At 62.8% G+C, this 12,108-nt stretch carries 9 protein-coding genes; 3 read left to right on the top strand and 6 right to left on the bottom strand.

The features are described from left to right. Window positions 1-9 precede the first annotated feature (9 nt). Genes C0058_RS02065 through pilM form a run of 3 tightly spaced genes read right to left on the bottom strand, consistent with a single transcriptional unit; the run spans window position 10 to window position 2,236 of the window. The gene (locus tag C0058_RS02065; protein WP_102367942.1) at window positions 10-1,035 is read right to left on the bottom strand and encodes a pilus assembly protein PilP; all 1,026 of its coding nucleotides are present in this window, start codon (window positions 1,033-1,035) and stop codon (window positions 10-12) included. Next, on the bottom strand, window positions 1,032-1,583 hold the full coding sequence (locus C0058_RS02060; protein WP_102367941.1) for a PilN domain-containing protein: 552 nt from the start codon (window positions 1,581-1,583) through the stop codon (window positions 1,032-1,034). Before C0058_RS02060 ends, C0058_RS02065 begins: the two co-directional genes overlap by 4 nt. Next, window positions 1,583-2,236 (bottom strand): type IV pilus biogenesis protein PilM, encoded by a 654-nt coding sequence (gene pilM / locus C0058_RS02055; protein WP_023659347.1) that lies wholly within the window; start codon window positions 2,234-2,236, stop codon window positions 1,583-1,585. Before pilM ends, C0058_RS02060 begins: the two co-directional genes overlap by 1 nt. A gap of 220 nt (window positions 2,237-2,456) precedes the next feature. Here pilM and C0058_RS02050 point away from each other — a divergent pair, with 220 nt between their 5' ends. After that, a complete protein-coding gene (locus tag C0058_RS02050; RefSeq protein WP_371316571.1) occupies window positions 2,457-4,913 on the top strand; it encodes a penicillin-binding protein 1A in 2,457 nt (818 codons plus the stop codon). 195 nt (window positions 4,914-5,108) lie between these two features. On the opposite strand, the gene C0058_RS02040 is transcribed toward C0058_RS02050, so the two are convergent. From C0058_RS02040 to rpmE, 3 genes are all read right to left on the bottom strand, one after another. Continuing rightward, window positions 5,109-6,377: a malic enzyme-like NAD(P)-binding protein gene (locus C0058_RS02040; RefSeq protein ID WP_102367939.1), complete on the bottom strand. Its 1,269-nt coding sequence runs from the start codon at window positions 6,375-6,377 to the stop codon at window positions 5,109-5,111. A 181-nt stretch (window positions 6,378-6,558) separates the two neighbouring features. Continuing rightward, window positions 6,559-7,347 carry a thermonuclease family protein gene (locus C0058_RS02035; RefSeq protein WP_102370211.1) on the bottom strand — a complete coding sequence of 263 codons (789 nt, stop codon included), beginning with the start codon at window positions 7,345-7,347 and terminating at the stop codon, window positions 6,559-6,561. Window positions 7,348-7,388: 41 nt separating this feature from the next. Continuing rightward, on the bottom strand, window positions 7,389-7,619 hold the full coding sequence (rpmE, locus tag C0058_RS02030; RefSeq protein WP_003209330.1) for a 50S ribosomal protein L31: 231 nt from the start codon (window positions 7,617-7,619) through the stop codon (window positions 7,389-7,391). Window positions 7,620-7,916: 297 nt separating this feature from the next. Between rpmE and C0058_RS02025 the strand changes: the two genes are divergently transcribed. Together C0058_RS02025 and argS are read left to right on the top strand one after the other, a co-directional pair. Then, window positions 7,917-10,136: a primosomal protein N' gene (locus C0058_RS02025; protein WP_008439257.1), complete on the top strand. Its 2,220-nt coding sequence runs from the start codon at window positions 7,917-7,919 to the stop codon at window positions 10,134-10,136. A 234-nt stretch (window positions 10,137-10,370) separates the two neighbouring features. Further along, window positions 10,371-12,107, top strand: a complete 1,737-nt coding sequence (gene argS / locus C0058_RS02015; RefSeq protein WP_003209327.1) for an arginine--tRNA ligase — start codon at window positions 10,371-10,373, stop codon at window positions 12,105-12,107. The last annotated feature ends 1 nt before the right edge of the window (window position 12,108 follow it).

Genomic DNA, 12,108 nt, shown 5'->3' with positions numbered 1-12,108 from the left:
TTGTTTCCGTTATGAGTTCACGTTCAGGGCAAGGGTTTGCGAGCGTTCCAGCCACGCGCCCTGGCCATCCGGGAAAAGCTCGGCCAGTTCGACATGGGAGTCATGAATCGCCGTGATGCGCCCGTGGTCCGGACCCAGGTAATCGCCGATTGCCAGCCGATGGACAGACGACGCTCCGCGCAGCAGGGCGAAGGTTTGAGCCCCCAGGGACAAGGTCCCGACCATTTCGAACTGCTCCACGGCGAAGCCTTCGAGGATTCCGCGAGGCCTGGCGAGATCAGGTCCGGCAGCCGGTCGCCCGGCGGGTCGAACCAGTTGGCGAGAGGGCGGCTGGAAAGGGTCGCGCAAGGCTGCAAAATCGTACGCCACTTGCTGCGGCCCGGGCTCGGCGACAGCCTGTGCCGGCGGGTGCAAATCAACCTCCAGGTCATCGCCCGCCTGGCGGTTGTGACGATAGGTCCTGGCTACCAGACTGAGATGCAACACCGAGGGATCGACAGGACTGAATGCCAAGTCATGCACCGTGACAATTCCCGGCAAGCTGGCCATGCCGTTGATGAACGCCGCCAGGTCGTGAAAAGTCCCGGTGACGCCAATCTGCATGGGCGATTCGATGTACAGGGCACGAGGCTGGTCATCCCGAAGTTCGATGGCCTCCAGCACCAAGCCATTGGCGGCACTCAGGCGGCCAATATCTTCAAGCAGGCCGGGTACCTGGGTGTCGGCAGGCAGCCGCCGTAACAGGTTGGCGAAATGGCCTCGCATTGTTTCGAGTTCGCGGACCAGGGACTCCAGGCCGGCAGCCTGGATGGTTTTCAGCGCGACCTGCTGTTCAAGCGCCACTTCCTGCGACTCAAGCTGGCGCAGTTGCTCCCGCGCCCCACTCAAGTAGAAGGTATTGCCCACCGCCCACAGCAGGCAAACCACCGCGCCAGCCAGCAACGCCTTGCCCGGCAAGGGCCAGTTGGCGGCGTTCTGGCAGAGCTGGGTTATATCGGATTCCGTCAGCCCTGGCAGGCCTGACGCCCCTCTCATTGGCGCACCTCATCCGAGTGACCATGGCGAACCGTCAACTGGAAGCCATTGTCGTCGCCCTCCTGCGCGCCGCGAACCCGTTGAAGCCGGGGCGCTTCCAAGTCTTCGGCAGCTTCGAGGCCACGCATGAACTGAGCAATGTCCCGGTTCGATCCGGCCGTGCCGCTGATGGAAACAGAACCGCCGTCGACGCTCACTTCACGCAACTGCACCCCGTCCGGCACGGCACGGGCCAACTGGTCCAGCAACTGAGCACCCGCCGCACGATCGTCCTGCAAACCCTGCACAACTTTCATCCGTTCCATCAACTGCTGGCGCTGCTCATGCAGTTCGTCGATGGCCTTGATCCGCGAGTCGAGCCCGATGACACCCTGGCTCAACTGGTTATTGCGGGCCAACTGCCGATCGATTGCACGGTCGATCACCTGGTCTGCCAGCCAAACCGCAGCCAGCGCCACCGCTGCAGCCCCTGCCAAAAACACCAGAAAATATTTGCGCCGCCGCTCATTCCGTTCTGCGCGCCACGGCAACAGGTTGATTCGTGTCATCAGTCGAAACTCCTCAGGGCCAGCCCGCAGGCCACTCCCATTCCCTGGGCATCCACGGCCCATTGCGCGCCATCGACACGACGGCCCGGCGTGATGCTGTCCGAAGCCTGCCTGCCCGCGCGAGCCAATGCAAATGCTTCGACATCCACTATCCGCGTCGCCAGCCCCGCAAGGGCCAAAACCGCCTCACGGGCCTCCACCTGTTCCTTGAGGCAGGCAACCAGCAGCACATCGACGCTTTGCGGGTCATGGGCCGACGGGCCCTGCACCTGGAAGTCGATAGCCACATCCTCCAGCGGATAAGGAATGTACTGGTCTGCTTCCCCATGGATTCGACGCACCATTTCAGCATCCGTCAGCCCCGTGTCCATCTCCAGCACGCGGGTAATCACCGAGGGCCCTGCCACGGCCACGGCGGCATGCCTGAGTGATGTATGCGCCTGTACCAGCGCCCGGGAAAGTGCCTGCGCGACGGCATCGAAATCAACCACGCTGCTGTCGACCACCGCATGGGCCGGCAACTGCTGCATGGCGTAGCCACGCACGCTGTAGCCAGTGCCTGAAGCCTCCAGCTCCACCAGCCTGACGCCGGTGTCATTGATGTCGATACCCAGGACGGCATCGGCTTTTCGCCTGAAAAATCCCTTTCTCATAAAACTCCCCAAAACTTTCCCTGTCTTACGGACTGATTGCTGCCAGGCTTCCTGCATTCGGTCGGCTTGTATGAGCGGCGCGAATGACGCCCGAAGCCGAAAAATGCTTTAATGCCCAGCGTTTTTTCCCGCGTTTATCTGCTGGCCGGGTCGATCCACCACTTGCCGTGCATGCCCCGACGCCTAACCCATTCTTTTCCTTGGAAATCCAAAAGCCTTGATTCGTCTGCTGAAGTTTTTCGGGTACTCCATTGTCGCGATCGTCTGCGGGCTGATGCTCGTGCTCAGCGGGGCCTATCTCTACCTTAGTCCCGGTTTGCCCTCCGTAGAGGCCCTGAGAAGTATCCAGTTGCAGATTCCTTTGCGGGTCTACAGCAGCGACGAAAAACTGATCGCGGAGTTCGGCGAAATGCGCCGCACACCGATCCGTTTCGCCGACATTCCACCCAATTTCATCAACGCCCTGCTGTCGGCTGAAGACGATAACTTCGCCAATCACTATGGCGTCGACCCAAGCAGCCTGGTGCGGGCGGCCACGCAGTTGGTAAAAAGCGGACACATTCAATCCGGTGGCAGCACCATCACCATGCAGGTGGCGAAGAACTTCTTCCTCACCAGCGAACGCAGCTTTTCCCGCAAAGCCACGGAAATCCTCCTGGCGTTGCAGATCGAACGTCAGCTGACCAAGGACGAGATCCTTGAGCTGTACGTCAACAAGATCTATCTGGGCAACCGCGCCTACGGCATCGAGGCGGCTTCACAGGTTTACTACGGCAAATCGATTCGTGACGCCAGCCTGGCGCAGATGGCGATGATTGCCGGCCTGCCCAAGGCGCCTTCGCGCTTCAACCCGCTGGCCAACCCGGCGCGCAGCAAAGAGCGCCGCGACTGGATCCTGGGCCGCATGTACAAGCTGGGCAAGATCGACCAGGCCGCGTACGAAAGTGCGGTGGCCGAGCCGCTGAACGCCAGCTATCACGTGCCGACCCCGGAAGTGAATGCCCCGTATATCGCCGAAATGGCCCGTGCCGAGATGGTCGGCCGCTATGGCAGCGAGGCGTACACCGAAGGTTTCCGCGTGACCACGACGATTCCGAGCAACCTGCAGGAAATCGCCAACAAGTCGGTACACGATGGCCTGGTCGCCTATGACCAGCGCCATGGCTACCGCGGCCCTGAATCGCGCCTGCCGGGCAAGACCCTGAGCGCCTGGACCGTCGAGCTGGGCAAACAGCGCCCGATCAGCGGCCTTGAACCCGCCATCGTCACCCAGGTGAAGAAAGATGGCGTGCAGGTACTGACGCGCACCGGCGAAGAGCATGTGTCGTGGGACAGCATGAAATGGGCCCGCCCTTTCCTGAACACCAACAGCATGGGCCCGATGCCCAAGCAGCCGTCGGACGTGGCCCAGGTCGGTGACCTGGTTCGCGTGCAGCGCCAGAAGGACGACAGCCTGAAATTCAGCCAGGTGCCCGTGGCACAGGGCGCGCTGGTGTCGCTTGACCCGCAGAACGGTGCAATCCGTGCCCTGGTCGGCGGCTTTGCCTTCGAGCAGAGCAACTACAACCGCGCCACCCAGGCCAAGCGCCAGCCGGGTTCCAGCTTCAAGCCGTTCATCTACAGCGCTGCACTGGATAACGGCTACACCGCCGCCAGCCTGGTCAACGATGCACCGATCGTGTTCGTCGACGAGTACCTGGACAAGGTCTGGCGCCCGAAGAACGACACCAACACCTTCCTCGGCCCGATCCGCGTCCGCGAGGCGCTGTACAAGTCGCGTAACCTGGTGTCGATCCGCCTGCTGCAGGCGATGGGCGTAGGCAAGACCATCGACTACATCACCCGCTTCGGCTTCAACAAGTCGGACCTGCCGCCCAACCTGTCCCTGGCACTGGGTACCGCCACGCTGACGCCGATGGAAATCGCCACCGGCTGGAGCACCTTTGCCAACGGCGGCTACAAGATCACCCCGTACCTGATCGACAAGATAGAAAGCCGTAGCGGCGAAACCCTGTTCACCGCCAACCCACCACGGGTACCGGGCGACGTGGTCAATGGCGTCGCGGCCACTGACGGCCAGGCAGCACCGGCCAACGGCGGCATCACCATCGAGCCGACGCCAGGCGAAGCCCCGGCAGCCGGCGCCCCCGCCGCACCTCAAGCGCCGGCGGTAGCCGAACGCGTTGTGGATGGCCGTACCACCTACATCCTCAACAGCATCCTGGAAGACGTGATCAAGAAAGGTACGGGGCGTCGCGCCCTGGCCCTGGGCCGTGCCGATATCGCCGGCAAGACCGGTACCACCAACGATTCCAAGGATGCCTGGTTCTCCGGCTACAACGCCGACTACGTGACCACCGTATGGACCGGTTACGACCAGCCGGAAAGCCTCGGTCGCCGGGAGTTCGGCGGCACCGTCGCGCTGCCGATCTGGATGAGCTACATGGGCGCCGCGCTGAAGGATATGCCGCTGCATACCCAGCCGGAACCGGAAGGCATCCTGAGCCTGCGGATCGACCCGGTCAGCGGCCGTGCAGCAGCGCCGAGCACGCCGAATGCGTACTTCGAGCTGTTCAAGAGCGAGGACACGCCGCCGTCGGTCAACGAGCTGGGCAATGGTGTTGCACCGGGCAGCCCGCTGCCGGCGGACGAGGCGGCGCCGATCGACTTGTTCTAACACGCAGTTCCAATGTGGGAGCGGGCTTGCTCGCGAAAGCGGAGTATCAGGCTCAGATGGGCCGACTGACACACCGTCTTCGCGAGCAAGCCCGCTCCCACAGTTGGATCACCGCCAGGCTCGAGCCAATTGCCAGCCACAAAAAAAGCCCCGACTCGCAAGAGCCGGGGCTTTTTGGTGGTGCGCTACAACGGCTTAGCCGTTGAACACATCATCCACACTTTGCAGCGGGTAGTTCTTCGGATACGGCAGGGTGGCCACACCCGTCTCGATTGCGGCTTTGGCCACGGCATCGGAGATCAGGGTGATCAGGCGCTTGTCCATTGGTTTCGGGATGATGTACTCACGACCGAATTCCAGCTTGATGCCGCCGTAGGCGTCGCACACTTCCTGAGGAACCGGCAGCTTGGCCAGTTCGCGCAGGGCGTTGGCGGCCGCGACTTTCATCTCTTCGTTGATGCGCTTGGCGCGAACGTCCAGGGCACCACGGAAGATGAACGGGAAGCCCAGTACGTTGTTGACCTGGTTCGGGTAGTCCGAACGGCCGGTGGCCATGATCACGTCGTTACGGGTGGCATGGGCCAGTTCCGGGGAGATTTCCGGATCCGGGTTGGAGCACGCGAACACGATCGGGTTGGCGGCCATGGACTTGAGGCCTTCGGCGCTCAGCAGGTTCGGGCCGGACAGGCCAACGAACACGTCTGCACCGTCCAGGGCATCAGCCAGGGTACGCTTGGAGGACGGATGCGCGAACATCGCCTTGTACTGGTTCAGGTCGGTACGCTCGGACTGCACAACGCCCTTGCTGTCGACCATGTAGATGTTTTCCAGCTTGGCGCCCATGCTCACCAGCAACTTCATGCAGGAGATGGCCGCGGCGCCGGCGCCCAGGCAAACGATCTTGGCTTCGCCAAGGGTTTTGCCGGCGATTTCCAGGGCGTTGATCATGCCGGCCGCGGTAACGATCGCGGTGCCGTGCTGGTCATCGTGGAATACCGGGATGTCGCACTGTTCGATCAGGGCCTTTTCGATCTCGAAGCACTCAGGTGCCTTGATGTCTTCCAGGTTGATGCCACCGAAGGTGATGGAGATGCGCTTGACGGTGTCGATGAAAGCCTGCGGGCTTTCGGAATCCACTTCGATATCGAATACGTCAATGCCGGCGAAGCGCTTGAACAGCACGCCTTTACCTTCCATGACTGGCTTGGAAGCCAATGGCCCGAGGTTACCCAGGCCGAGGATCGCGGTGCCATCAGAGATCACTGCAACCAGGTTGCCTTTGCCGGTGTACTTGTAGGCCAGTTCAGGATCGCGGGCGATTTCACGTACGGGCTCGGCAACGCCAGGGCTGTAGGCCAGCGACAGGTCGCGGGCGGTGGCAGTGGCTTTGGTGAGCTCTACACTCAGCTTTCCTGGACGAGGATGGGCATGATATTCGAGAGCGGCAGTTTTCAAATCAGACATATCGGCATTCCGCTTTTACTGTTGGTCGACGGACCGCCGAGGATACGCGTGTCGCAAAGTCCCCACAAGACTGGGCAGTCACAGGTGTCAAGGGCCCTGCCCTACGACTTTTGGCCAAGAGCCACGGGATACAAGGGCTCAACTGTTCACAATCGACCTGAAAAATGTCTACAATTTTTTCTTACGGCGCCTGCTCGAGCATGCCGGGATCGGTCAGTGGCAACAGCCAGCGTGCCTGGCCCTTTTCCAGGCCGCCGCGTCGGGAGCGGTCCAGCACCCAGCCGCGGGCTTCGATGGACTGGCCCTGCAAACCCTTCAACAGTGCACTGTCGAATCGGCCCACCAGATTGGGTGCAATGCGCAGTACCAGTGAGCCCTGCAACTCAATCCAGACTCCGCCGCGATTGCGTTCGATTTTGTTCACCTGACCGCTGACCACCGCAAAGCCCGAGCGCCGGATCTTCGCCGCATCGACCACCGGTGACCGGCGCCACACCCCCAGCCGGGCCTGCCGGGCGCTGCGTTCGGCGGCTTGCTGGCAGGCCACCAGTGCCACATTCGGCGCGACCGCCACCTGGAAGCCAAGGCCTTCGGCGAGCAACTGCGCTTCCAGATTTGCTCCATTGGCACCGTAGAGATGGGCCAGGGTGCGGCCGTAACGGTCCTTGCTCTCCCGTCCGGGCACCACTCCAACGCGCCCACCGCTCGCGCCCACAAGACTTTGCAGGCGCTCGCGAGCGGCCACGGCGAAGGGCTCGTCAGTGCGCCCCTGCTTGCCGGTTTCCGGGGCATTGACGCCGATCATGCGTATGCTGCGGCCATCCTTGAGGCGCACGGTGTCGCCATCCACTACCCGCTGCACGTCGAAGGTCGCGACATCGCCGGGCGCCGGGCAGAACACCTCGGCCTGGGCGGGCGCCAGCCAAATCGCAGACACAAAAAAGGCGCCCACAAGGGACGCCTTTTTCATCAGCGAGGACAAGCCATACAGGCCATCCAAGCGGACCAGCCTTACTCGGCTTTAGGAGCAGCTTTAGCGCCGAAAGCACCGAAGCGGGTCTTGAAGCGGTCAACACGGCCGCCAACATCCAGAGTCTTCTGCTTACCGGTGTAGAACGGGTGGCACTCGTTGCACACGTCGATTGGCAGAGCTTTGCCGAAAGTCGAACGGGTCTCGAACTTGTTACCGCAGCTGCAGGTAACGTCGATGGCAACATAGTTTGGATGGATATCGGCTTTCATGGTGTATTCCTCAGGCTAGCGTGCCGCCAATCAACACTATTGTTGAATACCGCACGTAATTAGGCCGCGGATTCTACCAGACCTTTTTAAACGCGCAAGAAGCACAACGGCCCCTTTCATCAGAAAAGCGCGGCATACACAAGGCCCTGTGGGAGCCGGGCTTGCCCGCGATGCAGGCGCGGCGGTGCCTCAGGTGCACCGTGTCGATACTATCGCGGGCAAGCCCGGCTCCCACATCCACCGCTGGTCTGCTAGGCTCCCGCCCTTCTTCGCCGCCCGTCATATGAGAACCCCCGCGTGCCCGACGCCATTTTGCGCCTCGCCCTGCCCTCGCCCCTGCGCCGCCTGTTCGATTATCGGGCCCCTGCCGGCGTATTGCGGTCGCAGTTGCAGCCCGGCATGCGCGTACGGGTACCGTTTGGCCGGCGGGAGATGATCGGCATCCTGGTGGAGGTCGCCGATCACAGCGAAGTGCCCGCCGAGAAGCTCAAGCCCGCCGTGGCCATCCTCGACAGCACGCCGCCGCTGCCGCCCGCACTGTTCAAACTGTGCCTGTGGACCTCGCAGTATTACCAGCACAGCCTCGGCGACACCTTGAGCTGGGCGCTGCCGGTGCTGTTGCGCCAGGGCGAACTGGCCGAGGCGCGTCAGGAGCGTTTCTGGTCGATGGTCCCGGGGGCGCGCATGGACGACCCGCGCATCGCCCGCGCCCCGCGCCAGCGTGAAGCCCTGGCAACCCTGGCCCAGCATCCCCACGGCGTCGCCCATCAGCTTTTAAGCAAGCTGATGCTGAGCAAGGACAGCCTGGACTTGCTGCTGGCCAAGGGCCTGGTGCAGGTGGAAATCCGCAAGCACGCCCCCGGCGAGCGCCACGAACACTGGCTGGCTCAGCCGGAATTGCCGCTCAACCCCGAACAACGCGCCGCCTACGAGGCGATTCGCGCCGGTTTCGACAGTTTCCACGCGTTCCTGCTGGCCGGCGTCACCGGCAGCGGCAAGACCGAAGTCTATTTGCAACTGATCCGCGAAACCCTCGAAGCCGGCAAACAGGCACTGGTGCTGATCCCCGAGATCAACCTCGGCCCGCAAACCCTGGCGCGTTTCGAGCAGCGTTTCAACGCGCGCATCGCCCTGGTGCACTCGGCGGTCAACGACCGCGAGCGCCTGGAATCCTGGCTCGCCGCCCGGGACGGCGAGGCCGACATTATTATCGGCACCCGTTCGGCGCTGTTCACCCCGATGAAAAATCCCGGGCTGATCATCATCGACGAAGAACACGACGGCTCCTATAAACAGCAGGAAGGCCTGCGCTACCACGCCCGCGACCTGGCGCTGGTGCGTGCCCGCCAGGAAAACATCCCGATTGTGCTGGGCTCGGCCACGCCTTCCTTGGAAAGCCTGCACAACGCCTACACCGGGCGCTACGGCCTGCTGCGTCTCAATGAACGTGCCGGCGGTGCCAAGCAACCCCGCTTCCTGCGCCTGGATGTAAAAAGTCGCCCGCTGGACAGCGGCATTTCCGGGCCGATGCAGCAAGCCATCGGGCAAACCCTCGCGGCGGGCCAGCAAGTGCTGGTGTTCCTCAACCGCCGGGGTTTTGCGCCGACGCTGCTGTGCCACGACTGCGGCTGGATGTCCGAGTGCAATCGCTGCGATGCGCGAATGACCGTGCACCAGCGCTCCGGCGAGTTGCGCTGCCATCACTGCGGCCATGTGGAGCGGGTGCCGCGGCACTGCCCGCAGTGCGGCAAAGTCGACTTGCGACCGGTGGGCGCGGGCACCGAGCGCGCCGAAGAACGACTGGGCATCCTGTTCCCGGATTACCCGGTGCTGCGGGTCGACCGCGACAGCACCTCGCGCAAGGACGCGATGAATCAGTTGTTCGCCACGATCCAGAAGGGCCAGCCGTGCATTCTGGTGGGCACGCAGATGCTTGCCAAAGGGCATCACTTCCCACGGGTGACCCTGGTGTCGATCCTGGATGCCGACGGCGGGCTGTTCTCCGGGGATTTTCGCGCCAGCGAGCGCATGGCGCAGTTGATCGTGCAGGTCGCAGGCCGGGCCGGGCGGGCCGAAGAGCCGGGCAAGGTGATCATCCAGACGCACCTGGCCGACCACCCGCTGCTGATTCAACTGACAGAACAAGGCTACTTTGCCTTCGCCGAACAGGCCTTGAGCGAGCGACGCTCGGCAGGTCTGCCACCGTTTGCGCATCTGGCGCTGCTGCGGGCCGAAGCGCACAAGCCGGGGCAGGCCGAAGGTTTCCTGGATGAAGCGTGCAGCGAGGCTGAACGTTTGCTGGGGGAACTGGGTCTGACCGGCATCGAGCTATTGGGCCCGGTGCCAGCACCGATGGAACGCCGCGCCGGGCGTTACCGCGCCCAGCTACTCTTGCAAGCCAGCGCCCGCGCGCCGCTGCATCGTTTATTAAGCAGCTGGTTACTTGCGCTGGAGCAAATGCCCAGTGGTCGCCAGGTGAGATGGTCGCTGGACGTAGACCCGGTAGATTTGTACTAACCCCCTGTGGCGAGGGAGCTTGCTCCCGCTGGGCTGCGTAGCAGCCCCAAAAAAGCCGGGAGCGCTACGCACTCCAGCGGGAGCAAGCTCCCTCGCCACAGCAAGCTCCCTCGCCACAGGTTAATCGTCCGTCAAGGTCCCGCGAAGGTTGGCAAGCCCGCCCTCGCCACGGATAATGCCCAGTTTTTCCACCTGCGCATCGCGCGCCACCGCTTGCGGTCGAAAGAGAACACCATGAAAGACACCATTCGCCAGCTGATCCAACAAGCCCTCACCCAACTCGTCAACGAAGGTGTGTTGCCTGAAGGCCTGACGCCGGCGATCCAGGTGGAAAATACCCGCGACAAGACCCACGGTGATTTCGCCAGCAACATCGCGATGATGCTGGCCAAGCCGGCCGGCCTGAAGCCGCGCGACCTGGCGGAAAAAATCATCGCCGCGCTGCCGGCCGACCCGCAGGTAACCAAGGCTGAAATCGCCGGCCCAGGCTTCATCAACTTCTTTCAGAACACCCAGGCCCTGGCTTCGCGCCTGGACGCGGCCCTGGCCGACGCGAAAATCGGCGTGCGCAAGGCCGGCCCGGCACAGCGCGTGGCCATCGACCTGTCGGCACCGAACCTGGCCAAGGAAATGCACGTGGGCCACCTGCGCTCCACCATCATCGGTGACGGCGTGGCGCGGGTCCTGGAGTTCCTCGGCGATGACGTGATCCGCCAGAACCACGTGGGCGACTGGGGCACCCAGTTCGGCATGTTGATGGCCTATCTGCAGGAAAACCCGATCACCAGCAATGAGCTGTCGGACCTGGAGAACTTCTACCGCGCCGCCAAGAAGCGTTTCGACGAATCCGAAGAATTCGCCGACCGCGCCCGTGGCCTGGTGGTCAAGCTGCAAGCCGGCGATGCCGAATGCCTGGAACTGTGGGGCCGCTTCCGCGAGATCTCGCTGTCCCACTGCCAGGAAATCTACGAGCTGCTCAACGTCAAATTGACCATGGCCGACGTGATGGGCGAAAGCGCCTACAACGACGACCTGATCAACGTGGTCAACGACCTCAAGGCCAAGGGCCTGCTGGTTGAAAGCAACGGCGCGCAGTGCGTGTTCCTCGAAGAATTCAAGACCGCCGACGGCGACCCGCTGCCGGTGATCATCGTCAAGGCCGATGGCGGCTACCTCTACGCCACCACCGACCTGGCCGCCGTGCGCTACCGCAGCGGCGTGCTGAAAGCCGACCGTGCCCTGTATTTCGTTGACCAGCGCCAGGCCCTGCACTTCCAGCAAGTGTTCGAAGTGGCGCGCCGCGCCGGTTTCGTGACCCACCCGATGCAGATGGAACACATGGGCTTCGGCACCATGAACGGCGCCGATGGCCGCCCGTTCAAGACCCGTGACGGCGGCACCGTGAAGCTGATCGACCTGCTGAACGAAGCCCAGGACCGCGCCTACAACCTGGTGAAGGAAAAGAACCCGGAGCTGGCCGAAGCCGACCTGCGCAACATCGCCCGCGTCGTGGGGATTGGCGCGGTGAAATACGCCGACCTGTCCAAGCACCGCACCAGCGACTACAGCTTCAACTTCGAACTGATGCTCAACTTCGAAGGCAACACCGCGCCGTACCTGCTGTATGCCTACACGCGGGTGGCCGGTGTGTTCCGCAAGCTGGGCAAGGACTTCAGCGAAGTCGAAGGCCAGATCAACCTTGAGGCGCCACACGAGCAGGAACTGGCCGCCAAACTGGCGCAATTCGGCGAAGTGCTGAACAGCGTCGGCGAAAAAGGCACACCGCACATCCTCTGCACCTATTTGTACGAAGTCGCCGGTTTGTTCTCCAGCTTCTACGAGAACTGCCCGATCCTGACCGCAGACGACGAAGCCCAAAAGCAGAGCCGCCTGCGCCTCGCCGCACTGGCAGGACGGACCCTCAAGCAAGGCCTGGAATTGTTGGGCCTGGAAACTCTGGAGCGTATGTAAG

It is taken from the genome of Pseudomonas sp. NC02 (assembly GCF_002874965.1).
Lineage (GTDB): Bacteria > Pseudomonadota > Gammaproteobacteria > Pseudomonadales > Pseudomonadaceae > Aquipseudomonas.
This window is presented reverse-complemented; position numbering and strand designations above follow the sequence as displayed.

Coding starts and splice junctions, on each gene's coding strand:
- C0058_RS02060 (WP_102367941.1), bottom strand. CDS start 1,583: ATGACACGAATCAACCTGTTGCCGTGGCGCGCAGAACGGAATGAGCGG.
- C0058_RS02040 (WP_102367939.1), bottom strand. CDS start 6,377: ATGTCTGATTTGAAAACTGCCGCTCTCGAATATCATGCCCATCCTCGT.
- argS (WP_003209327.1), top strand. CDS start 10,371: ATGAAAGACACCATTCGCCAGCTGATCCAACAAGCCCTCACCCAACTC.
- pilM (WP_023659347.1), bottom strand. CDS start 2,236: ATGAGAAAGGGATTTTTCAGGCGAAAAGCCGATGCCGTCCTGGGTATC.
- C0058_RS02035 (WP_102370211.1), bottom strand. CDS start 7,347: ATGAAAAAGGCGTCCCTTGTGGGCGCCTTTTTTGTGTCTGCGATTTGG.
- rpmE (WP_003209330.1), bottom strand. CDS start 7,619: ATGAAAGCCGATATCCATCCAAACTATGTTGCCATCGACGTTACCTGC.
- C0058_RS02065 (WP_102367942.1), bottom strand. CDS start 1,035: ATGAGAGGGGCGTCAGGCCTGCCAGGGCTGACGGAATCCGATATAACC.